23 protein-coding genes and 1 pseudogene are annotated in these 20,281 nt (G+C 63.9%); 13 read left to right on the forward strand and 11 right to left on the reverse strand.

The window, feature by feature from the left end:
• Window positions 1–7: 7 nt before the first annotated feature.
• The 4 genes from HOY34_RS04895 to cbiB are packed head-to-tail and all read right to left on the reverse strand — an operon-like array spanning window position 8 to window position 3,758.
• Window positions 8–559: an MOSC domain-containing protein gene (locus HOY34_RS04895; RefSeq protein ID WP_172360395.1), complete on the reverse strand. Its 552-nt coding sequence runs from the start codon at window positions 557–559 to the stop codon at window positions 8–10.
• Entirely contained in the window at window positions 556–1,536 is a 981-nt protein-coding gene (locus HOY34_RS04900) for a glycosyltransferase family 2 protein (protein WP_172360397.1), read from the reverse strand. Before HOY34_RS04900 ends, HOY34_RS04895 begins: the two co-directional genes overlap by 4 nt.
• Window positions 1,533–2,849, reverse strand: coding sequence for a lytic murein transglycosylase (locus HOY34_RS04905; RefSeq protein WP_253944211.1), 1,317 nt, complete (start codon window positions 2,847–2,849; stop codon window positions 1,533–1,535). The genes HOY34_RS04900 and HOY34_RS04905 overlap by 4 nt, the downstream gene beginning before the upstream one ends.
• A 9-nt stretch (window positions 2,850–2,858) precedes the next feature.
• Window positions 2,859–3,758, reverse strand: a complete 900-nt coding sequence (cbiB, locus tag HOY34_RS04910; protein ID WP_172360399.1) for an adenosylcobinamide-phosphate synthase CbiB — start codon at window positions 3,756–3,758, stop codon at window positions 2,859–2,861.
• A 280-nt stretch (window positions 3,759–4,038) separates the two neighbouring features.
• On the opposite strand from cbiB, the gene HOY34_RS04915 reads away from it, so the two are divergent.
• Entirely contained in the window at window positions 4,039–4,398 is a 360-nt protein-coding gene (locus HOY34_RS04915) for a hypothetical protein (RefSeq protein ID WP_172360401.1), read from the forward strand.
• A gap of 228 nt (window positions 4,399–4,626) precedes the next feature.
• Here HOY34_RS04915 and HOY34_RS04920 read toward each other — a convergent pair whose 3' ends face one another.
• Both HOY34_RS04920 and HOY34_RS04925 read right to left on the reverse strand, forming a co-directional pair.
• Window positions 4,627–5,175: a L,D-transpeptidase family protein gene (locus HOY34_RS04920; protein ID WP_172360403.1), complete on the reverse strand. Its 549-nt coding sequence runs from the start codon at window positions 5,173–5,175 to the stop codon at window positions 4,627–4,629.
• A 9-nt stretch (window positions 5,176–5,184) separates the two neighbouring features.
• Window positions 5,185–6,381 carry a MalY/PatB family protein gene (locus HOY34_RS04925; protein WP_172360405.1) on the reverse strand — a complete coding sequence of 399 codons (1,197 nt, stop codon included), beginning with the start codon at window positions 6,379–6,381 and terminating at the stop codon, window positions 5,185–5,187.
• A gap of 197 nt (window positions 6,382–6,578) precedes the next feature.
• On the opposite strand from HOY34_RS04925, the gene def (HOY34_RS04930) reads away from it, so the two are divergent.
• The 4 genes from def (HOY34_RS04930) to HOY34_RS04945 all read left to right on the forward strand — a co-directional run bounded on the left by def (HOY34_RS04930) (window position 6,579) and on the right by HOY34_RS04945 (window position 8,911).
• Window positions 6,579–7,100 carry a peptide deformylase gene (gene def, locus HOY34_RS04930; RefSeq protein ID WP_172360407.1) on the forward strand — a complete coding sequence of 174 codons (522 nt, stop codon included), beginning with the start codon at window positions 6,579–6,581 and terminating at the stop codon, window positions 7,098–7,100.
• Entirely contained in the window at window positions 7,100–7,603 is a 504-nt protein-coding gene (def, locus tag HOY34_RS04935) for a peptide deformylase (protein WP_172360409.1), read from the forward strand. Before def (HOY34_RS04930) ends, def (HOY34_RS04935) begins: the two co-directional genes overlap by 1 nt.
• Window positions 7,600–8,493, forward strand: coding sequence for a methionyl-tRNA formyltransferase (fmt, locus tag HOY34_RS04940; RefSeq protein ID WP_172360411.1), 894 nt, complete (start codon window positions 7,600–7,602; stop codon window positions 8,491–8,493). Before def (HOY34_RS04935) ends, fmt begins: the two co-directional genes overlap by 4 nt.
• A gap of 184 nt (window positions 8,494–8,677) precedes the next feature.
• Window positions 8,678–8,911 carry a GlsB/YeaQ/YmgE family stress response membrane protein gene (locus tag HOY34_RS04945; RefSeq protein ID WP_172360413.1) on the forward strand — a complete coding sequence of 78 codons (234 nt, stop codon included), beginning with the start codon at window positions 8,678–8,680 and terminating at the stop codon, window positions 8,909–8,911.
• A 33-nt stretch (window positions 8,912–8,944) separates the two neighbouring features.
• Here HOY34_RS04945 and HOY34_RS04950 read toward each other — a convergent pair whose 3' ends face one another.
• The 5 genes from HOY34_RS04950 to HOY34_RS04970 all read right to left on the reverse strand — a co-directional run bounded on the left by HOY34_RS04950 (window position 8,945) and on the right by HOY34_RS04970 (window position 12,466).
• Entirely contained in the window at window positions 8,945–9,445 is a 501-nt protein-coding gene (locus tag HOY34_RS04950; protein ID WP_172360415.1) for a TetR/AcrR family transcriptional regulator, read from the reverse strand.
• Between the two features lie 54 nt (window positions 9,446–9,499).
• Complete coding sequence (gene rnhA, locus HOY34_RS04955) at window positions 9,500–9,967, reverse strand: ribonuclease HI (protein ID WP_172360417.1); 468 nt, start codon at window positions 9,965–9,967, stop codon at window positions 9,500–9,502.
• Window positions 9,968–10,021: 54 nt separating this feature from the next.
• On the reverse strand, window positions 10,022–11,002 hold the full coding sequence (ispH, locus tag HOY34_RS04960) for a 4-hydroxy-3-methylbut-2-enyl diphosphate reductase (protein ID WP_216654644.1): 981 nt from the start codon (window positions 11,000–11,002) through the stop codon (window positions 10,022–10,024).
• 262 nt (window positions 11,003–11,264) lie between these two features.
• Window positions 11,265–11,720 (reverse strand): YqaA family protein, encoded by a 456-nt coding sequence (locus tag HOY34_RS04965; protein WP_172360419.1) that lies wholly within the window; start codon window positions 11,718–11,720, stop codon window positions 11,265–11,267.
• A gap of 170 nt (window positions 11,721–11,890) precedes the next feature.
• Window positions 11,891–12,466: a LabA-like NYN domain-containing protein gene (locus HOY34_RS04970; protein ID WP_172360421.1), complete on the reverse strand. Its 576-nt coding sequence runs from the start codon at window positions 12,464–12,466 to the stop codon at window positions 11,891–11,893.
• 127 nt (window positions 12,467–12,593) lie between these two features.
• Here HOY34_RS04970 and folK point away from each other — a divergent pair, with 127 nt between their 5' ends.
• The 8 genes and pseudogenes from folK to era all read left to right on the forward strand — a co-directional run bounded on the left by folK (window position 12,594) and on the right by era (window position 20,237).
• Entirely contained in the window at window positions 12,594–13,181 is a 588-nt protein-coding gene (gene folK / locus HOY34_RS04975) for a 2-amino-4-hydroxy-6-hydroxymethyldihydropteridine diphosphokinase (protein WP_172360423.1), read from the forward strand.
• A gap of 236 nt (window positions 13,182–13,417) precedes the next feature.
• On the forward strand, window positions 13,418–13,771 hold the full coding sequence (gene rpoZ, locus HOY34_RS04980; protein WP_172360425.1) for a DNA-directed RNA polymerase subunit omega: 354 nt from the start codon (window positions 13,418–13,420) through the stop codon (window positions 13,769–13,771).
• A 349-nt stretch (window positions 13,772–14,120) separates the two neighbouring features.
• Window positions 14,121–16,238: a RelA/SpoT family protein gene (locus tag HOY34_RS04985; protein WP_172360427.1), complete on the forward strand. Its 2,118-nt coding sequence runs from the start codon at window positions 14,121–14,123 to the stop codon at window positions 16,236–16,238.
• Between the two features lie 168 nt (window positions 16,239–16,406).
• Window positions 16,407–17,159: a pyridoxine 5'-phosphate synthase gene (locus tag HOY34_RS04990; RefSeq protein WP_172360691.1), complete on the forward strand. Its 753-nt coding sequence runs from the start codon at window positions 16,407–16,409 to the stop codon at window positions 17,157–17,159.
• 28 nt (window positions 17,160–17,187) lie between these two features.
• Window positions 17,188–17,616, forward strand: a complete 429-nt coding sequence (gene acpS / locus HOY34_RS04995; RefSeq protein ID WP_172360429.1) for a holo-ACP synthase — start codon at window positions 17,188–17,190, stop codon at window positions 17,614–17,616.
• A 96-nt stretch (window positions 17,617–17,712) separates the two neighbouring features.
• The gene (lepB, locus tag HOY34_RS05000) at window positions 17,713–18,522 is read left to right on the forward strand and encodes a signal peptidase I (RefSeq protein WP_172360431.1); all 810 of its coding nucleotides are present in this window, start codon (window positions 17,713–17,715) and stop codon (window positions 18,520–18,522) included.
• Between the two features lie 4 nt (window positions 18,523–18,526).
• Window positions 18,527–19,201 (forward strand): annotated as a pseudogene (gene rnc, locus HOY34_RS05005) (ribonuclease III); the annotation flags it as partial.
• Window positions 19,202–19,274: 73 nt separating this feature from the next.
• Window positions 19,275–20,237 carry a GTPase Era gene (gene era, locus HOY34_RS05010; RefSeq protein WP_172360435.1) on the forward strand — a complete coding sequence of 321 codons (963 nt, stop codon included), beginning with the start codon at window positions 19,275–19,277 and terminating at the stop codon, window positions 20,235–20,237.
• Window positions 20,238–20,281: the final 44 nt, after the last annotated feature.

The raw sequence follows: 20,281 nt of genomic DNA on the forward strand, positions 1-20,281 counted from the left end.
GCCGCCGTCAGCCGCGTGATAGAACACGGATCTCATCGCCGCGCCTGACGACGCCGTCTTTCTCGATCGAGCACAGGATGCCGCGCAGCCGCAGTGCCCGGTGCTGTGGCAGGTTCACCCAGGTCATGGCATCCGTCCCATAACGCACCTTCCATTTGACGCAGCCGTCATTGAACACCGACGACACGCGGATCAGCGCCGTTCCCAGCTGCAGGATCGAGCCCTCGGGCAGATTTTCCTCGGATGTGTCGAGATCGGCAATCACCGGATCGCCGGGGTGGATGGCCGCCTCCGGGTCTGGGCGCACCAGATCATGCACCCGCGCCGGCAGGATCGAGACCTGGATCGCCGGGTCGGCGCTGCCATCGGGCAGCCGCAGCCAGGGCTCTTTCCCCCATCTTTCGCCGGGGATGCCATGGGCGACGGTCAGCTGCAGCTGAGGCGGATATTCACGCAGATTGCGCCCGGGGCGAAAGGTCAGGACCGCGGCCTTGGTCACGTCTTTTGGGGCTGCCGCGATATGGGGAATTGCCGCCATCAGGGCCGTCATCGGGGTCATATGCTGCCCTTTTTGCTAAGGGTTTCCAGGGGGATCTGCGCAAATTCTGCGGCAATCCGGCGGCGCAGATCAAGCCTTGCCTCAACCAGCCGCCCGGCCTTGCGCAGATCTGCCGCAGCGCCTGCCTGCAGGCTTTGGGTTGTCTGGTAGAAATCGGCGATCTCATCTGCGCTGGCACCCGCAAGCCAGGCCTGCATCTCTGGCCGATACTGATAGGCCCCCCGCGTCAGCCGGAAGGGCAGGGCGGCAAGCCAGGATGCGCGGTCCTGGGCGTGGAAATGCAACAGTTGCAGGCCGGGGTGGAAATCCGGGCCCGGCAGGCGCTCGCCGCCGATAAAGGCTCCGTGCAGCCGGGGCGAGAGGCCCTTTATCCCGCTGCGAAAGAACAGTTTTCCGGCGGAATGCGACAGCATCCCCTCGGGCAGGATGGTGGCATAGCGGCCAAGCGCGGGGCCGCGCAGCCCGGCATGACGCGGCTTCAGCGGTGCGCGAAAGGCCTGGGCGGTGAAAATGTCATCGGGCAAGGTGGGGTCGTGCAGGGCCTCAAACGGTTCCATCCGGCACAGGATCTGATCGGCGGGCAGATCGGCCAGGAGGTTTGCGACAGGGGCCGCGGGCCAGATGAATTCGTCGATGTCGATATGGCCCAGCCAGTCGCAGCCACCCTGGCGGTAGACCATGCGGGCATTTTTCGCCTGGCGGTTCTGATGCCGCTCTGGCCGACCGCCAAGGGCCTGCCAATGCGCGGCGTCACAGGCGATCAGCTGCACCCGGGCGGAGGCGTGATCTGCCAGGGCTGCCAGCGCCGGATCCTCGGGGTCGTCAAAACAAAGGGTGATCTTTGATGCGCCCAGATCCAGATGCCAGGCAAGAAAACCCAGCACATGGGCCAGCGGTGCTTTGACAGTGGCGACCAGGGCCCAGCTGGTGCCCTCTGTCGCAGAGCCGGTCACGCCCGTCACAGCCACGCCGGTCACAACAGATCCAGCAATTCCCGCGTCGGCCAGGCATCGGCGGGCAGGCCAAGGCGCTGCTGCTCGGTCTGAACCGCGCGTCTGGTGCCTGCGCCCAGCACACCGTCGATCTGGCCGACATCATGGCCCAGATCGCGCAGCTTCGCCTGCAGCGCCCGCATCTCCTCATCGCTGAGCATCGGGTCGGGTGAGGTGTTCAGCGCGGGCTCTGCCCCCTCAATCAGGGTGGCGAAATAGGCGGTCGTGGTCACATAGGTCAGGCTTTTGTTCCATTTCAGCAATACCTCAAAGTTGGGAAATGCCAGGAAAGCCGGACCCTTACGGCCCTGCGGCAGCAAAAGCGCCGCTTCGAGATCGGCGGGCAGCGTATTGCCGCGCCGGGGCGCCACGCCAAGTGCCGCCCATTGAGCGACCGGCAGATCCTTGTCCAGCCCGCTGAGGGACCAGTCGAAGGTCTCGGGCAGCACGACCTCGGTCAGCCAGGGCTCGCCCTTGCGCCAGCCCTGCGCCTTCAAAAGCCCCGCGCCGGACATCAGCGCATCCGCGACCGAGGTTTTCAGCGTTATGTGACCATCGCCATCGCCGTCGATGCCGCGCTCCAGAATGTCCTGGGGCAGCATCTGGACCATGCCGATCTCGCCGGCCCAGGCCCCGGTGGTGTCGGCTGTCAGATCGCCGCGTGCGAAAAGCCGCATCGCGGCGAAGGTCTGCGGGCGGAACATTTCAGGCCTGCGGCAGTCCCAGGCCAGCGTCACCAGCGCGTCGCGGGTGTTATAGCCGCCCTGAAAGCGGCCGAAATCGGTCTCAAAACCCCAGATCGCCAGCATGATGCCAGGCGGCACGCCGAAACTGGTCTCGACGCGGGCGAACAGCTCCTGGTGGTCGTCCCAGGCGGCCAGCGCATCGGGCAGGCGTTTGTCGCCGATCAGGCTTTGGGCAAATTCCAGGAAGGGTTTGCGAAATACACCCTGACGCTGATCGGCCTTCAGCACCAGCGGGTCGGCGCTGACGCCGTCCAGCCAGCCGGTGATGGCGGTGGCGGGGATCTGCGCGGCCTGGGCCTCTTGTTGCAGGCCAAGGACAAAGCCACGGAAATCACCGCCGCAGGGGGGCTTTGGCGGCCCTTCAGGTGGCGCTTCGGCATGAGCGTCAGCATGTGCCTCAGGCTGGGCGCCGGCCGCAGTCGCCGTCGGCGCGGGTTCTGCCCCTGGTTGATCCGTGATCGTCGGCAAAGGCATATCCCCGGCCGAAGATCCGGTCTCGGCCCGCAGGATTGCGGGGGTCATAAGGGTGGCAAGGATCAGGGCTTTTAGCATGGCGCGAGGCTAGACGAGCGCGACCACAAGGGCAATCGCCAGCATCAGCCCCCAGGCCCGCCAAAGGGCGCGGCAGGCCGCGTCGATATCGTCTGGCCCGGCATCGCGCCGCCCCTCGGGCCAGACCCAGGAGTAATAGCGCGCCTCGCCATTATAGCTGCGCGGTCCCGAGAGGGCGATGTTCAGGATTGGCGCCAGCGTTGCCTCGGGCCAGCCTGCATTGGGGCTGCGATGTTGTGGCGCGTCGCGCAGCACCGGGCGCGGATCCAGCCAGCCATGCGACAGCGCCAGCAAAAGCGCCGTCAGCCGCGCCGGGATCAGGTTCAGCAGATCGTCGAACCGCGCCGCGGCCCAGCCGAATTCACGATGTCGTGGCGTCATATGGCCGATCATGGAATCGGCGGTATTGGTGATCTTGTAGATCAGCATCCCCGGCAGACCCGCGATCAGGAACCAGAAGATCGGCGCGATCACCCCATCCGACAGGTTCTCGGCCCCCGATTCGATGGCGGCCCGCGCCACATCGGGCGGCCGCATGTCGCTGGTGTCACGCCCGACGATCATCGCCACCGCCCGCTTGCCAGCCTCCAGCGAATGGCGCAGCCCATCCGCCACCGCCCGCACATGATCCACCAGCGAGCGCTGCGCGATCAGGATGGCCGCGATCAGGGTTTCCAGGATCCAGCCGCCTGGCAGCTGGCCGATCAGCCTGCCCGTCAGCCCTGCGCCGCAGACCAGCGCCAGCATGACCATCGCGCCTTTCAGCCGTCGCGCCTCACCTGTGTTGAAACGCCTGTCGGCCGCGCCGATCAGCCGCCCCATCAGCACCGCCGGATGCGGCACCCGCCGCCAGAGCCAGCCCGGCTCTCCCAGCAGCGCGTCGAGGATCATGGCGATGACGAGGGACATGGGCGGCCTCTTGCGGCGGGTTGCGAATCGCTTTGGCGTCGCAAGTGAACCGGATTGCGGGCCGGGGCAAGGGTGGGCCCGGGTTTGGGTCAGGTCTGGGGTAAGTCTGGGGTCAGGTCTGGGTCAGGTCGGGGGCAGGCATACAGCCGCCGATGCGCCGCGCGATTTGCGGCTTTGGCGCAACGAAAGCTTCATCTTTGCGTTTCACTATAAGGCTATCAGGATGGGGCTTGATTTCGTGGCCCCTTCGGGTTGTGCTGGAGATGAGGGAGGGACGACTATGCTGGAATATCTTCCGAAAGAGCTGCGCGAGCATCTGGATATCGCCCGCAAGCGGCAGCAGCGCCGCCGCTCGAAGATGCGGGTCGAGCTGGGGGATGCGCTGGTCTATCCGGTGCTGCGTTTCTGGCGGGACGGGTTCTCGCTGGATGCGGGCCTGGTGCCGGCGCGGCTGCGCGGGTTTGTGGATCTCTACGATGGTCCGCGCCATGTCTTTCAATGCCTGATCGTCGCATCCGAGGTGCAGGACGGCGAGCTGGTCTGCGAGTTCAAACGCGCGACCCCGGTCTCAAACCGTGCGCCGCTGGATTACTGGCGTGGCGGCGATGAGGGGCCTGCGGGCTATCTGCCCTCGGCCTGAGGAACTGGCTTCGGGCGGGATGGGCACGCGGCTGGGCGGACCCTGCTGCATGGGCGCTGTGCTGGTTTTAATGCGCCAGTCTTTGAATGTGCCAGCCTTTGAATGCGTCAGCCCTGGACGCCTCTGCCCCGGATACACCAGTCCTGTCTGCGCCAGTCACGGCGGCGCTGGTCATGGATGTTCTGGTCGCGGCCGGTAATGTGCTGGCGGCGGCAACAGGCCCTGCGTTCAGGGCCTGACCTCAACGATGGTGCCGATATCCGCGACCTGCCAGACCTCGCGCATCTGGGCATTGGTCAGTGCGATACAGCCTGCCGTCCAGTCGCCCCTGAGCTTCATGGCATCGGGCACCGCATTGGGCTGGCCATGGATCATGATATCACCGCCGGGCGAATAGCCGCCCGCCGCCGCCCGGGCGCGATCTGCGGGCTGCGGGTAATCCAGGCCCAGCGACAGGTGGTAGGCAGACCTGTCATTGCGGCGGTCGATACGGAACTCGCCTTCTGGGGTACGCCCGTCGCCCTCGCGCTCTTTGTCGCCCTCGGGCGCGAAGCCAAGCGCGATGTCGTAGCGGCGCACCTCGACGCCCCCCTGGATCAGCGTCATGCGACGTGCGGCCTTCTCGATCACGATCCGCTCGATGGGTCCGGTAAGCGGCGGCGCCATCCCGCTTTGACCGGGCGCCCCGTCAGGTTCGGGCACCCGCCACAGCAGAATCAGTGCGATCACCAGCCCGCAGAGGCTGAGGGCTGAGAAGATCCGCGCCGCCTGCCTCATCCCGGCAGCCTACTGCAGATCGGCAAAGACCGCTTGCAGCCGCGTGATGGCCTCTTCGACCTGGGCGCGGGGGGCGGCGATGTTGAAGCGCAGGAAGCTCTCGCCGCCCTTGCCGAAACTGTCGCCGTGATTGGTGGCGATGGCCGCCTGGCCCTCAACCCGGGCCAGCATATCGGCCTTGCTCAGCCCGGTGCCGGAATAATCGACCCAGGAGAGGTAAGTCGCCTCAAGCGGCATGGATTTCAGCCCCGGGATCGCAGCGATCCCGGCATCGAACAGCCGCCGGTTGCCGTCGATATAGGTCATCAGCTGATCGACCCAATCGGCCCCCTCGGGCGAGCAGGCGGCGGTGACCATATGCATGCCAAAGCTGTTGGGCGAGATACCAAGCGCCCCCATCACCGCCGCGAAACGGGCCCGCAGCTGCGGATCGGCGATGATCACATTGCCGGTATGGGCGCCTGCGATGTTGAAGGTCTTGGTGGTTGCCGTCAGCATCACCAGCCGGTCCTGGATATCTGGGCAGGCTTTGGCCATCACGTGATGTTTGTGGCCGGGGAAGGTCAGGTCGAAGTGGATCTCATCCGAGACCAGGATCAGATCGTGGCGTTTGGCGAAATCGGCGATCTGGCGTAACTCGTCCCCGGTCCAGACGCGGCCACCGGGATTGTGGGGCGAACACAGGATCAGCATGGTCTCACGGCCGGTCAGCTGCGCGTCCCAGGCGGCAATATCCAGAACGTAGCGGCCCGCGCCGCCTGCGCTGGTATCGTTTTTCAGCGCGCATTCCACCACTTCGCGCCCCGAGGCCCGGATGACCCGCGCAAAGGCATGATAGACCGGGGTCATCAGAACGACGCCGTCACCGGGTTGGGTAAAGGCCTGCAGCGCCAGCCCCACCGCGTTCACCAGCCCATGGGTGGTGAAGATATGCGCGGGATCGATCTTCCAGCCATGGCGATTTTCCATCCACCAGGTCAGCGCCTCAAGATAGCGGCTTTCATCGCCGAAATAGCCGTAAACCCCGTGATCGAGCATCTTTTGCAGCGCATCCTGGACGACCTGCGGCGGGCGAAACTCCATATCGGCGACCCACATGGCAAGGCCGCGATCATGGGGGATGCCGTAAAGCGTCTGCATCATGTCCCATTTCACGCAATGGGTGCCAAAGCGGTTGATGGGGGTATCAAAGTCAACGCGTGCCATATCAGCCATCCTGAACTTACCCGTGAATGGCTAGCCTTTGCCCAGGGCAGGATCAATGCGCATCTGTCGCAAAAGGCTGTGAGCCGCTTGCCCGGGCCTGCATTGGGGCAGCGCAGGCGCATAATCGGCCATGTCAGCGCGGGCAGGGGCCACCATGACCCTTGCGTCCAGGGGGGGGCATGACCTAAATCCCCCTTATGTTGCGCCCCATTCTGATCCATCCCGATCCCCGCCTGAAAAAGCTTTGCGATCCCGTGGCCGAGGTCACGGATGAGATCCGCAGGCTGGCCGATGATATGCTGGAAACCATGTATGACGCCCCTGGCGTCGGGCTGGCCGCGCCCCAGGTGGGGGTGACAAAGCGGATGCTGGTGATGGATTGCATCAAAGACGGCACGCCAGAGCCGATGGTCCTGATCAACCCGGAAATCACCTGGGGGTCTGAGGATCTGAACGTCTATGAAGAGGGCTGCCTCTCGATCCCGGATCAATATGCCGAGGTGAAGCGTCCCGCTCTGGTAAGCGTGCGCTGGACGGGCCTTGATGGCAAAGCGGATGAGCGCACCTTTGAGGGGCTCTGGGCCACCTGCGTTCAGCATGAGATCGACCATCTGAACGGCAAATTGTTCATTGATTATCTTGGCCCGCTGAAGCGGCAGATGATCACCCGCAAGATGGAAAAGCTGAAGCGCGAGCGCGCCCGCTCGGTGGATGTTTGATGGCGGTGCGTGTCTGTCTGCCCTATCCGCATCCGGTGCTGAAGGCGCCTGCCGCTGAGGTAACCGCGATCACCGATGAAATCCGCCAGATCTGGCGCGATATGGTCGATACGATGGAGGCGATGCCGGGCTATGGCCTTGCAGCGGTGCAGATCGGGGTCGGCCTGCGGCTGGCCGTGGTTGACTGCTCTGAGGCGCGGGGCCAGGCGGTTCTGATGGCCAACCCCGAGGTGCTGCATGCCTCGGTTCAGCCGCGCGAGCATGAAGAGGCCTCGCCCAATCTGCCCGGCGTTTCGGCTAAGATTTCGCGGCCGCGGGCGGTGACGGTGCGCTTCCTGAATGCGGCGGGCGAGATCGAAGAGCGTGATTTCGTCAACCTCTGGGCGACCAGCGTGCAGCATCAGATCGACCATCTGGCGGGCAAGATGTATTTCGACCATCTCTCGCCGCTGAAGCGGAAGATGCTGCTGGTCAAGGCCGATAAATACCGGAAGCGCGGATGAGAGTGATCTTCATGGGCACGCCGGAATTCTCGGTTCCGGTGCTTGAGGCCCTTCATGCGCAGCATGAGGTGGTGGGCGTCTGGTCGCAGCCGCCCCGTGCGGCAGGGCGCGGCAAGGCGCTGCGCAAGACCCCTGTTCATACCCGTGCCGAGGCGCTGGGCCTGACCGTCTACACCCCCGAAAAGCTGCGCAGCCCCGAAGATCAGGCCGCTTTCGCCGCGCTGCAGGCTGATGTGGCCGTGGTGGTCGCCTATGGGCTGATCCTGCCGCAGACGGTGCTGGATATGCCCGCGCATGGCTGTCTGAACATCCACGCCTCGCTTTTGCCGCGCTGGCGCGGGGCCGCCCCGATCCATCGCGCGATCATGGCGGGCGATGCCGAGACCGGGATCTGCATCATGCAGATGGAGGCAGGGCTGGATACCGGCCCGGTTCTGATGCGGCAGGCGACTGCTATCGGGGCTGATGAGATCACCGCAGAGCTGCATGACCGCCTCTCGGTTATGGGGGCAGAGCTGATCATCAGCGCATTGGCACAGCTGGATCAGTTGGTTGCCCAGTCGCAGCCCGAGGCCGGCGTCACCTATGCCGCCAAGATCGACAAATCCGAGGCCCGTATCGACTGGAGCCAGCCCGCCACCGTGGTTGACCGCCAGATCCGTGGGCTGTCGCCATTTCCCGGGGCCTGGACGCTGATCGGGGATGAACGGGTGAAACTTTTGCGCTCGCGCCTGGCTGCGGGGGCGGGGCTGCCTGGTCAGGTTCTTGGGGGCTTTACGATCGCCTGTGGCGAAGGGGCCGTCGAGGTGCTGCTCGCACAGCGTGAAGGCAAAAAGCCGATGGCAGCGGATGAGGTAATGCGCGGCCTCGCTTTGCCAGAGCGCCTCTGAAAAGGGGGCTCTGCCCCCCGCCCGCGCTTCCAGCGCGGACTCCCCCGGGATATTTAGAGACAGATGAATGCCGCTTTTCATCTGTCCTTAAATATCCCCGCCGGAGGCTTACGACGAAAATCCCTGGCACTGTCTTATACCTTATGCGCCTCCTTCCTATATCTGATCGGAAGAGGAGGGACGGATGCCATTCATTTCCTTGTTGATCATCGGCGCGGCGGCGGGATTTCTGGCGACCCGGGTGATGCGGCTGCAGACTGACGTTCCGACGACCATCGCGCTTGGCGTGTTCGGCGCTTTGATTGGCGGGTTTTCCCTGCGTTTTCTGGTCTGGTCTTTGGGGCTGGCCGCAGGGTTCGTGGGCGCTTTTCTCGGTGCGCTGGCGTTGATTGTCTTATGGAAGCTGTGGATGAAATAGGTGGTTTTCGGGCCGGTGCGGCGCTTTGTGGGCCTATGCCAGCCGCTTTGAGAGGTCTTTCAGCCGCGGCTCTTCCATCTGCCAGATCAGCTTGCCCTGCCAGGCCGCAAAAAGCATCTGCGCCTGCTGGCGGGCCTTTTCACCCTGGCCTATGCGCAGGGCCAGCGCCATCTCGACATGGGCTCGCCAGCGGGCGGCCTGGGCCAGTGCCTCATGGTTGCGCCAGCCCAGGGTCAGCAGCAGCATGATCGGCAGATCGCCAGCCTCCAGCGCTTTCAGCAGGGCGTGGGGGCCTTTGCCCTGGCTAAGGTGATCGGCCGCCGTCAGGGCCTCTGTCAGCCCATGCCAGCCGTCGGCTGTGGCGGCGGCCTGCAGTCCCTCGACAGACCCGAACCGCTGCGCCAGCGTCGAGGCCGCCAGCCCGGTTGCCCGCGACAGATTGCCGAAACTGATCGCTTTCTCGCCCCCCGCTGCGAACAGCTGGCGGGTGGCCTGAAGGACTTCGGCGTCGGAAAGGATCTTGCGGCGTGGCATCCTGGAACGATGCGCGAGCCGGGGCGGGGGATCAACCCTTTTCCCGTGACCCTTTTATGACCCTTTTGCTGCAGTTTTGTAAGGCGCCATTCCGGCCCGGGCCAGGGCATCGGCCCGCTCGTTTTCCGGGTGCCCGGCATGGCCTTTGATCCATTGCCAGGTGACCTGATGGCGGGACTGCGCCTCTTCCAGCCGCTGCCACAGATCCGCATTCTTGACCGGCTTTTTATCGGCGGTCTTCCAGCCGTTGCGCTTCCAGCCGTGGATCCAGCCGGTCACGCCGTTTTTCACATAGGCGCTGTCGGTGATCACGGTCAGGGTCGAGGGGCGCGTCAGGCTTTCCAGCGCGTTGATCGCGGCCAGAAGCTCCATCCGGTTGTTGGTGGTGTCTGGCTCGCCGCCCGAAAGCTCGCGTTCCTTCAGGGTAGTCTCGCCGTCGCGGGCGATCAGCAGCGCACCCCAGCCACCGGGGCCGGGATTTCCAGAGCAGGCTCCGTCGGTATAGGCGAAAAGATCAGGCATGACGGGGTGATGTCACGCGGCGCGCCCGGGCGCAAGATCTGCGCAGGGCGCGTCTCACGCGGCGGGCACGCGCAGGATGCGGGGCACCTTGAACTCGATATTCTCGACGGCGGTCTCGACCAGTTCAACGGTTACCGCAAAGCGGTTGCGGAAGGCGTCGATCACCTCATTGATCAGCACCTCAGGCGCCGAGGCCCCGGCGGTCACGCCAAGCGTGGTGATCCCCTCCAGCGCCCGCCAGTCGATATCGGCGGCCCGCTGCACCAGCTGCGCATAAGAGCAGCCCGCCGCGCGGCCCACCTCGACCAGACGTTTCGAGTTTGAGGAATTGGGCGCACCGACCACCAAAAGCGCGTCGATTTTGGGCGCGATTGCCTTCACCGCCGCCTGGCGGTTGGTGGTGGCATAGCAGATATCTTCGTGCCCCGGGCCGGTGATCGCGGGGAAACGGTCCCGCAGCGCCTGAACAATCGCCGCTGTGTCATCGACGGAAAGCGTGGTCTGGGTGGCGAAGGCCAGTTTTGTCTCATCGCGCACGCTAAGGCCCGCGACATCCTCGGGGGTCTCGACCAGAAGCACCTCGCCGGGCGGCAGCTGGCCCATGGTGCCGACGGTTTCGGGGTGGCCCTCATGGCCGATATAGATCAGCTGGAGGCCGTTGTTGTGGTGACGCGCGGCCTCATTATGGACCTTGGTGACCAGCGGGCAGGTGGCATCGACCGCGATCATCTGGCGGGTGCTGGCCTCGGCGGGCACCGATTTTGGCACGCCATGGGCGGAGAACACCACCGGGCGGTCATCGGGGCATTCGCTGAGTTCCTCGACAAAGACCGCGCCCTTGGCCCGCAGCCCGTCAACCACATAGCGGTTGTGGACGATCTCATGGCGGACATAAACGGGCGCACCCCATTTCTCCAAAGCCATCTCGACGATCTGGATCGCCCGGTCGACGCCCGCGCAAAAGCCGCGCGGCGCTGCGAGATAGAGCATCAGGGGCGGCAGGCCGGATGAGGGGTTGGATGGCTGGGCGGTCATGGATCTTCCCGGGTGGTTCTCTGGCATCCCCCGGGTCGCGTTCAGGCGCATGGGGGTGGGCTGATTGCAGAGGTAGTGTCAAATGGGGCTGCGGTCCAGTGCTGCGCCGTAAAAGCTGTATCCCGGATATGTCAGATCGGCGGTGGCTGGCCGGGTGACTGGTCGGGTGAATGGCCCCGCCGACTGGATTTTCGACTGGGTTCCCGACTCGGCTTCCGACTGGGCGCCGACTGGCGTTTCGTCCGGCCCGGTCTCTGATGGCTCAGCCGCCCAGCAGCCCGGCCCCGATCAGTGCCAGCACCGTATAGCGGGCGGTTTTGGCAATGGTGGTCAGCGCCAGAAACACCAGCGGATTGACCCGCATCAGCCCGGCCAGCGCCACGATCAGATCGCCCCCCGGCGCCCAGGCCAGCAAAAGCGACCACAACCCCCAGCGGGAAAACCAGGCGCGGGCCCGCACCAGGCCCTGATCGGTAAAGGGAAACCAGCGGCTGCCGCGCAGACGCTCGCCTTGCAGCCCGCACCAATAGGTCACGCAGGATCCCAGGATATTGGCAGCTGACGCCACCAGCACCAGCATCAGAGGCGACTGGCCCGCCGCCTGCAGCGCGATGAAAACCACCTCAGAGTTCATTGGCAGCGGCGTCGCGGCGATAAAGGCCGCAAGAGCAAGGCCATAGGGGCCAAGAGAGAGGCTGAGGCTCAGCAGAAAATCCATAGGGCGCGCTTCTGATCAGAAGCGCGCCCTATGGCAAGACGTAATCTGTGTAGGCTGCTCTTCCTGGGTTGCACTTTATCGCAGGCCGCTTTCGCGTCCCGTGCACCCCTGACCGGGGTCAGAGCAGATCGCCTGGCCAGTATCTTCCGGCCAACCGTATGTTGTGGCCCTCAGCGGGCGCCGACGGTGACCTCTTCGCCCTCGACCCCGCGTGGCTCACGCGGCGGGCGACCGATGACATCGCGCAGCTCGTCCAGCTCGATGAAGTTATCGGCCTGGCGGCGCAGCTCGTCCGAGATCATCGGTGGCTGGCTGCGGATGGTCGAGACCACCGAGACCCGCACGCCCTGGCGCTGCAGGCTTTCCACCAGCGGACGGAAGTCGCCATCGCCAGAGAACAGCACGATATGATCCAGCCGGGATGCGAGTTCCATCGCATCGACAGCCAGTTCGATATCCATGTTGCCTTTGACCTTACGGCGGCCCATGCTGTCGGTATATTCCCGCGCCGGTTTGGTGCGCATGGTGAACCCGTTATAGTTCAGCCAGTCGACCAATGGACGGATCGGCGAATATTCCTCATTCTCAAGCAGAGCGGTGTAGTAGAAGGCCCGCAACAGCTTGCCGCGGCGCATGAATTCCATGCGCAGCAGTTTGTAGTCGATGTCGAACCCAAGCGCCTTTGCAGCGGCATAGAGATTGGATCCATCTATGAACAGCGCGAGCCGTTCGTCTTTGTAAAACATTCAAGTTCCCCTCGAACAATCACCTCTGCATCGAAGTTTCACGATGTGCGGCCTTCGGAAAAGCAATGCCTTTCACTGGGCCTCAAAATAGGTTTCGATGACAAAGGCGACTGGTAAACGATACGGTATGAAATTGATCAGCGGCAAACCTGCAACCCCTGTTCTGATAGCGCTCGGCGCAAACTTGCCACTCGGAGACATCTTTCCGGCAGAGATTCTCAGGCAGGCAATTCGGGCCCTCAGGGAGGAAGCGTTAACGATTTCAGGGGCAAGTCGCTTCTATAGCACACCCTGCTTTCCGGCTGGGGCGGGGCCGGACTATGTTAACGCTGCCATCGAAGTGCGTGCAGATTTTTTAACCGCTCCCGCGGAGTTGATGGAAATCCTGCACCGTGTTGAGGCGAAATTCGGGCGCGAGCGGCAAAATCGGTGGGCGGGGCGAACGCTGGACCTGGATTTTCTCGCCTGGGGTGATTCGGTTTTGCCCGGTGCCGCGATGCAGGACCACTGGCGCCACCTGCCGCCCGCACAGCAGGCCAGGCTTGCCCCCGAAGAGCTGATCCTGCCGCATCCGCGGATGCAGGACCGGGCCTTCGTGCTGGTGCCTCTGGCTGAAATCGCACCTGACTGGCACCATCCGCGCCTTGGCCTTACCGTGCGGCAGATGCTGGCGGCACTGCCCGCAGCCGAGCGCGAGGCCGTCCGGCCGTTATAGCGCCGCCGATCGGCAGGCCCTGTTGGCTTTGCGATTGATTTGCTCAGGCGGTCCTGGCCCGATTGCTCTTGTCACAAGCGCGAAATGCCCTTAAGTAGGCCTTTTCCGAGAGCCTGGTCTGACCAGGTGCTGACGCTTGCGGTCTGTAAATGGCGCACCCTGATGTCAGCACCCGCGAAAGGCCCCGGCGCTGCGCCAGGGCAATTGCCCGGCCCGAACCCTGGAGAGACTGACCCATGGCCCGTGTGACGGTCGAAGATTGCGTTGACAAGGTTCCGAACCGCTTTGAACTGGTTCTGCTGGCTGCCCATCGTGCGCGTGAAATCGCCACCGGCGCGCCGCTGACGGTTGAGCGCGACAATGACAAGAACCCGGTCGTCTCGCTGCGTGAAATCGCGGATGAGACCCAGTCGGCTGAAGTCCTGCGCGAGCGGATGATCGAATCGTTCCAGACCCAGATCGAGGTCGACGAGCCGGAAGAAGATCAGATGGCGCTTTTGATGGCTGGCGATATCGACCGCCCGCAACAGGACGACATGTCGGAAGAAAAACTTCTGCGCGCTCTTATGGAAGCCCAGGGCGAGAACTGAGCCGACGGGGCCCGCGCTTTTGCTGAGGCTTTGCCCGAAAGGGCTTTGCATGGCAGGCAGGCCCGTCACAGTGAGCGGATTTCTATTTTGTCATGGGCGGGGCTGAAAAGCCCCGCTTTATGCGTTACGGGCCTGGAAGCGTTAAGGGCCTGGAAGCGTTAAGGGTCCGGATGCGTTACGGGCCCGGCACCGGGCCCTCAGGCCAGAAGGGCTGCGTTAAGATCTTTGCTTTAAGGTCTATACGTTAAGGTTTGGCCGTTGCAGACTATGCGCCTGATGACTGTGAAAGACGGGCCGCGCATTGCGCCTGTCATGGAAGATAAGACCGTGAAAGAGCGGGCGGTGAGCAATGATTGACGTAGAAGACCTGATCGCCCTCGTCCGCAACTACAACCCGCGCTCTGACGCCGATCTGATCCGCCGCGCCTATGCCTATGGCATCCGCATGCATGAGGGGCAGTATCGCAAATCGGGCGAACCCTATTTCACCCATCCCGTCGCCGTCGCCGCCATTCTGACCGAGATGCGGCTGGATGATGATACGATCGTCACCGCGCTTTTGCATGACACGATCGAGGATACCCGCTCGACCTGGACCGAGATCGCTGAGCAGTTCGGCCCCGATGTGGCCGAGCTGGTCGATGGTGTGACCAAGCTGACGAACCTGCAGCTGTCCTCGGCCGAAAGCAAACAGGCTGAGAATTTCCGCAAGCTTTTCATGGCGATGTCCCGCGATCTGCGGGTGATCCTGGTGAAGCTGGCCGACCGTCTGCACAATATGCGCACGATCAAGTCGATGAAGCCGGAAAAGCAGGCGCAAAAGGCCCGCGAAACGATGGAGATCTATGCGCCGCTGGCGGGCCGCATGGGGATGCAATGGATGCGCGAAGAGCTGGAGGATCTCTCCTTCCGCGTGCTGAACCCCGAGGCCCGCAATTCGATCATCCGCCGCTTTATCACGCTGCAGAAGAAAACCGGCGATGTGGTGCATAAGATCACTGCCGATATCCGCTCGGAACTTGACCGTGAGGGGCTGGAGGCGATGGTCTATGGGCGCGCCAAGAAGCCCTATTCGATCTGGCGCAAGATGCAGGAGAAGGATCTCTCTTTCTCGCAGCTTTCCGACATTTATGGCTTTCGGGTGATCTGCGGATCTTTGCCCGATTGCTACCGCATCCTGGGCGTGATCCATCAGCGCTGGCGGGCGGTGCCGGGGCGGTTCAAGGACTATATCTCTCAGCCGAAATCAAACGGTTATCGTTCGATCCATACCACCGTTTCTGGCCGTGCCGCGTCCAAGGTCGAGGTGCAGATCCGCACCCGTGAGATGCACGAAGTCGCCGAATCCGGTGTTGCCGCGCATTGGTCCTACCGTGAGGGTGTGCTGGGCCGGAACCCCTTTGCCGTCGATCCGGCCAGCTGGATCAGCCAGATGACCGAGCGTCTGGATGAGGAAGACCACGACGAATTCCTGGAAAACGTCAAACTTGAGATGTATTCCGATCAGGTCTTCTGCTTCACCCCCAAGGGCGAGGTGATCCAGCTGCCGCGCGGTGCGACGCCTTTGGATTTCGCCTATGCGATCCACACGCGGATCGGCAATTCCACCGTTTCCGCCAAGATCGACGGCATCCGCGTGCCGCTCTGGACCCGGCTGAAAAACGGACAATCCGTCGAGATCATCACCGCCGAGGGCCAGCGCCCGCAGCCGACCTGGGTTGATATCGTGACCACGGGCCGCGCCAAGGCAGCGATCCGACGGAGCCTGCGCGAGGAAGATCGCGGCCGCTTCGTGAAACTTGGGCATGAACTGGCGCGGGCGGCCTTTGAACACGTCGGCAAAAAGGCCAGTGACAAGGCGATGCGCACGGCGGCAAAGCTGCTGGGCATCCCCGATGAGACCGAACTGCTGGCGCGGGTCGGCTCGGCCGAGATCACGGCGCGGCGGCTGGTTGAGGTGCTCTATCCTGAGCTGGTGGCCGAGGTGGATGCGGATGTTGACACCCATCGCCCGGTGATCGGGCTGGAAGACGATCAGGCCTTCCGCCGTGCGCCCTGCTGCCAGCCGCTGCCCGGCGAGCGGATCGTCGGCATCACCTATCGCGGCAAGGGCGTGGTCGCCCATGCCATCGACTGCCCGGCGCTGGAAGAATTTGAAAGCCAGACCGAACGCTGGGTCGATCTGCAATGGATGACGGGTCGGCATGCGCCGATCCACTCGGTCTCGCTGGATCTGACGATCTCGAATGATGCGGGCGTGCTGGGGCGGATCTGCACGCTGATCGGCGAAAGCCGCGCCAATATCTCGGATCTGAAATTCACCGACCGCAAGCCCGATTACTTCCGCCTGCTGGTCGATGTCGATCTGCGCGATGTCGAGCATCTGCATATGGTGATGACCGCGCTTGAGGCCGATACCGATGTGGCGCAGATCTCGCGCTACCGCGATCTGACGCGCAAGCCCTGAGCGGGGGTGCACAATCCGCCCCAATCGCGCATGGTTGCCCCAGGGCCGGAAACTCCTTAACGATTGCGTCGGCAAAGGGGTGACGCGGGTGCGGCCTCCTCTTAATCTGACAGGGCTGTTGCGGGTCTGATGCAGGGGCAGGGCGCGGCGGCAATCAAAGGGGCGGCAATGGCGGATCGCGGCAGGCTTAGGCTGGGGGTGAATATCGACCACGTGGCAACGCTGCGCAATGTGCGGGGCCTGGCCGGGCCTGATCCATTGCGGGCTGCCCTGTTGGCCGAGGCCTCGGGGGCGGATGCCATTTCGGCCCATCTGCGTGAGGATCGCCGTCATATCCGCGATGAGGATATGGATGCGCTGATCGCCGTGCTGGGCATCCCGCTGAATTTCGAATGTGCACCGACGCCTGCGATGCAGCAGCTGTTGCTGCGCCTGAAGCCCGCCGCCTGCTGTCTGGTGCCAGAGGATGCGGGCAAGCCCGGCCGCGCGCCGGCCGCGGATCTTTTCAGCGATGAGGCCGCACTTAAGGCCTATATCCAGCCGCTGCGCGCGGCCGGGATCCGGGTTGCGCTGCAGATCGACCATGCGCCCCGCCAGATCGAGGCCGCCGCCCGCAGCGGTGCGGTGGCGGTGATGTTCCACACCGGGCGCTATGCTGAACTGCATGAAAAGGGCGACGATCAGGCGCTGGCTGCCGAGGTTCTGGCTTTGCGCAATGCGGCGGCCACGGCCAGCGCCCTGGGGCTTGAGGGTCACGCAGGCCATGGCCTGACCTATGAAAATGTCGAAGAGATCGCCGCCATCCCGGAACTGCGCGAGCTGCATATCGGCCATTTCCTGATCGGCGAGGCGGTCTATATCGGCCTTGGCCCCGCGATCGAGGAAATGCGCCGCCGCATCGGGGTGGCCCGCGAATGGTAAGGGCGGCATATGGGCAGGGGGCGGGGCGATGATCCTCGGCATCGGCTCTGATCTGGCCAATATCGACCGCATCGCCGCCACGCTGGAGAAATTCGGCGACCGTTTTCGCAACCGCGTCTTCACCCCGCAAGAACAGGCCAAAGCCGAAGCCCGCCGCGAGGTTGCCGCCACCTATGCCAAACGCTGGGCCGCGAAAGAGGCCTGCTCAAAAGCGCTTGGCACCGGGCTGCGGATGGGGATCTCCTGGAAGGATATGGCGGTCTCGAACCTGATCACCGGCCAGCCCGTCATGGCGGTCACCGGCTGGGCCGCTGAGCGCCTGGCCGCGATGACCCCCCCCGGCCATGAGGCGGTGATCCATGTGACGCTGACCGATGATCACCCCTGGGCCCAGGCCTTTGTGGTGATCGAGGCGCGTGCCCGCCCGCCGCTTGCAGCCCCGGCAGAGGGCGGCTGACACCTGTAATTGACCGGCCACAACCCGCCCGCGACTTGACAGGTCACTCCCCCCGGCGCAAGAAGCCAACCGATCACTACAGGAAGGCTGAGCGATATGGCGAAGGCAAAAGGCGAAAGCAGCGGCTTCGTCGAGACGATCAAGACCATCTTCTGGGCGCTGCTGATTGCGGGCGTGTTCCGCACGCTGTTCTTCCAGCCCTTCTGGATTCCGTCTGAATCGATGAAAAGCTCACTGCTGGTCGGCGATTTCCTTTTCGTCAACAAAATGGCCTATGGCTATTCGAAATACTCCTGCCCCTTCTCGATGTGCCCCTTCGAGGGCCGCATTCTCGCCTCTGAACCAGAGCGCGGCGATGTCGTGGTGTTCCGCCATCCGGTCACCAATGAGGATTTTATCAAGCGGCTGATCGGCCTGCCCGGTGATACGATCCAGATGAAAGACGGCCGTGTGATCCTGAATGGCACAGAGGTGCCGCAGCAGCCCGACGGCATCTTCACCGAGGTCTATGGCCCGCAAGGCCCCATGAGCAATTACCCGCGTTGCGAAAACGGCGCGGTCGGCATTGGCGGCACCTGTGAAAAGTCGCGCGCGCTTGAGACCCTGCCCACGGGCGAGGGCGATGCAACCCGCACTTACCCGGTTCTGAACGTGTTTGACGGACCCGGCCTGCCCGACAATACGGCGGTCTTTACCGTGCCTGCGGGGAATTACTTCTTCATGGGTGACAACCGCGACAACAGCCAGGACTCGCGCTACAGCCAGGGCGCCCAGGGCGGCGTTGGCATGGTGCCTGCGGAATATCTGATCGGCCGTGCGGATCGGGTGATCTTCTCTTCGGCGGGCAAGAGCCTGTGGTATTTCTGGACCTGGCGCCCGGATCGCTTCTTCCTGAGGATCAACTGATCCCATGCGGCTATCTGCCGATCTCAGGGTGTTCCAGACCCGCATCGGGTATGAATTTTCCCGCACCGAGCTTTTGGTGCGGGCGGTAACCCATCCCTCTATCGCCACGCCCACCCGGCCCGACAACCAGCGGCTGGAGTTTCTGGGCGACCGTGTCCTGGGCCTTGTGATGGCCGAGGCGCTGCTGGCGGCTGACAAATCGGCGCGTGAGGGCCAGCTTGCGCCGCGCTTCAACGCGCTGGTGCGCAAAGAGGCCTGCGCCGAGGTCGCCCGTGAAATCGGCCTCGGCGAGGTGCTGCGGCTGGGCCGCTCTGAGATGCTCTCTGGCGGGCGGCGCAAAGAGGCGCTTTTGGGCGATGCGACCGAGGCGCTGATCGCGGCGGTCTATCTGGACGCGGGGTTTGATCGGGCAAAAGAGCTGGTGCTTCGTCTTTGGGGCAAGCGGATCAGCGCGGTCGAACCCGATGCCCGTGACGCCAAATCGGCGCTGCAGGAATGGGCCCAGGCGCGGGGCATGACACCGCCTGTCTATACGGAAACGGCCCGCACTGGCCCCGATCACCAGCCGCTTTTCACGGTGCGCGTGCTGGTGGGCAATGGGGCCAGCGAAGAGGCCACGGGCGGCTCGAAGCGGGCCGCGGAACAATTGGCTGCGGCCGCGCTTTTGCGCGGGCTGGAAACGGGGGATGCAAGCGAGCTGCCCGCCGCCGGACCTGGCCGCAAAACGCCCCCCAAAAACGGAGAGACCGGCGATGACCGATGACAGCAACCTGACGGGCGAGGGCGTGGAGGCCGCGAATGGCGGCCCGACCCGGGCCGGCTTTGTCGCGCTGATCGGCGAGCCGAATGCCGGTAAATCAACCCTTCTGAACCGGATGGTCGGGGCCAAGGTCTCGATCGTCACGCATAAGGTGCAGACCACCCGCACCCGCATCCGTGGCGTCTGCATGGAAGGCGCGACCCAGATCGTTTTCGTCGACACGCCCGGCCTTTTCCGCCCGCGCCGTCGCCTGGATCGCGCGATGGTCAAGGCGGCCTGGGGTGGGGCGGCTGATGCCGATGTCGTGGTCTTGCTGATCGAGGCCCATCGCGGCCTGACTGAGGGCGCACAGGCGATCATCGACCGCCTCTCAGACGAGCTGCCCAAAGACCGCCCCGTCGCCCTGGCGATCAACAAGATCGACAAGGTCAAAGCCGAGCGTCTGCTGGCCTTGACCGAAGAGATGAACAAGGCATTTTCCTTTGCCAAGACCTTCATGATCTCGGCCGAAAAGGGCTATGGGGTGGCGGACCTGCGCGAATGGCTGGCGGCTGAACTGCCCGAGGGGGCCTGGTTCTACCCCGAGGATCAGCTGGCCGATCTGCCGCTGCGGATGATCGCCGCCGAGATGACCCGCGAAAAGCTGACGCTGCGGCTGCATGAAGAGATCCCCTATCAGCTGACCGTCGAGACCGAGAAATGGGAGGACCGCAAGGACGGCTCTACCCGGATCGACCAGATCGTCTATGTCGCCCGTGACGGCCACAAAGGCATCGTGCTGGGCAATCGCGGCGAGACGATCAAGGCCATCGGCCAAGCGGCCCGCGCCGAGATCAAAGAGTTTCTCGACCGCGAGGTGCATCTGTTCTTGCAGGTGAAAGTGCGCCCGAACTGGCTGGAAGAGGCCGAGCGCTACTCAGAAATGGGGCTTGAATTCAAAGACGGCGACAGCTGAACGGCGGCCAGTCAGCACGTTTAAATCAGGCATCCGGGTTGCGG

The organism is Pseudogemmobacter hezensis (assembly GCF_013155295.1).
Lineage (GTDB): Bacteria > Pseudomonadota > Alphaproteobacteria > Rhodobacterales > Rhodobacteraceae > Pseudogemmobacter > Pseudogemmobacter hezensis.